1 protein-coding gene and 1 pseudogene are annotated in these 1538 nt (G+C 74.6%); both read left to right on the plus strand.

The features are described from left to right. Positions 1 to 28: 28 nt before the first annotated feature. Positions 29 to 1268, plus strand: a 1240-nt coding sequence (locus AOK09_RS26960; protein WP_245687497.1) for a GH1 family beta-glucosidase, incomplete at its 3' end; no start/stop codon positions are given. A 2-nt stretch (positions 1269 to 1270) separates the two neighbouring features. Further along, a pseudogene (locus tag AOK09_RS43265) lies at positions 1271 to 1348 on the plus strand (hypothetical protein); the annotation flags it as partial. Positions 1349 to 1538 lie beyond the last annotated feature (190 nt).

Consider the following 1538-nt stretch of genomic DNA (forward strand, 5'->3'; position numbering starts at 1 on the left):
CGCCGCCCTCGCGGGCGCCGCCGACGGCCTGCCGGCCGACTTCCTCTGGGGCGTGGCCACCTCCTCGTACCAGATCGAGGGCGCCGTCGACGAGGACGGCCGCACCCCCTCCATCTGGGACACCTTCTGCCGGGTGCCCGGTGCGGTGGTGGACGGGGACAACGGCGACGTCGCCTGCGACCACTACCACCGGATGCCCGAGGACATCGCGATGATCGCCGACCTCGGCGTGGACGCCTACCGCTTCTCCGTCGCCTGGCCCCGGGTCCAGCCGGGCGGCCGAGGCCCCGCCAACGCCCGCGGCCTCGCCTTCTACGACCGCCTGGTCGACCAGCTGCTCGCCAAGGGCCTGCTGCCCTGGATCACCCTCTACCACTGGGACCTCCCCCAGGAGCTGGAGGACGCCGGCGGCTGGCCCGAGCGTGACACCGCCCACCGCTTCGCCGACTACTCCGAGCTGGTGATGGACGCCCTGGGCGACCGCGTCCGGCACTGGACCACCCTCAACGAGCCCTGGTGCTCGGCCATGCTCGGCTACGACCAGGGCCACCACGCCCCGGGCCGCAAGCACTTCCCGGACGCCGTGAAGGCCGTCCACCACCTGCTGCTCGGCCACGGCCTGGCCGCACAGCGGCTGCGCGCCGCCGCACCCCAGCCGATCCAGCTGGGCATCACCCTGAACATGGGGAACTCCTACCCGGCCAGCGACCACCCCGCCGACCTGGACGCCGCCCGCCGGGCCGACGGCCTGGGCGCCCGCATCTACCTCGACCCGCTGGTGCACGGCCGCTACCCCGCCGACGTGGTCGCCGACCTGGCCCGGCGCGGCGCGGAACTCCCGGTCCTGGACGGCGACCTGGAGGCCATCGCCACCCCGCTGGACCTGCTGGGCGTCAACTACTACTCCAGCCACGTCCTCTCGGGTCTGCCCGAGAACGGCGAGGCCGACGGCGAGCCCCTCTCCCGCGTGGTGGAGCAGAACCTGCCCGTCACCGCGATGGGCTGGGACATCATCCCGCAGGGCCTCACCGACCTGCTCACCCGGCTGGGCCGCGACTACCCCGGCCTGCCCCTCTACATCACCGAGAACGGCGCCGCCTTCGACGACACCGCGGACGCCGACGGCAAGGTGCAGGACGAGGACCGCACCGCCTACCTCGCCGACCACATCAGGGCCGTCGCGGCCGCCCGGACGGCCGGTGTCGACGTCCGCGGCTACTTCGCCTGGTCGCTGATGGACAACTTCGAGTGGGCCTTCGGCTACGACANNACCCAGCGCCGCACCCCCAAGCAGAGCGCCCTGTGGTTCCGGGACACCATCCGGGACGCCCGCGCCCAGCGGTCCTGACCCTCCCCGCGACCGGCCCGTACCCCGGCGACCCCTCGCCGGCGGGGTGCGGGCCGCCTGAGCGGCCCAGGCCCTCCACCCGCACCCCGGCGCCGTGTGGGACCGCGGCAGACGGCGTCCGCGCGACCAGCAACGGCACCCGCGCATGCGACGGCGGCCGGTCCGCGATCGGCCCCCGGCCGCCGTCGCA

The sequence above is a fragment of the Peterkaempfera griseoplana genome (genome assembly GCF_001418575.1).
In the GTDB taxonomy this organism is placed as follows: domain Bacteria; phylum Actinomycetota; class Actinomycetes; order Streptomycetales; family Streptomycetaceae; genus Peterkaempfera; species Peterkaempfera griseoplana.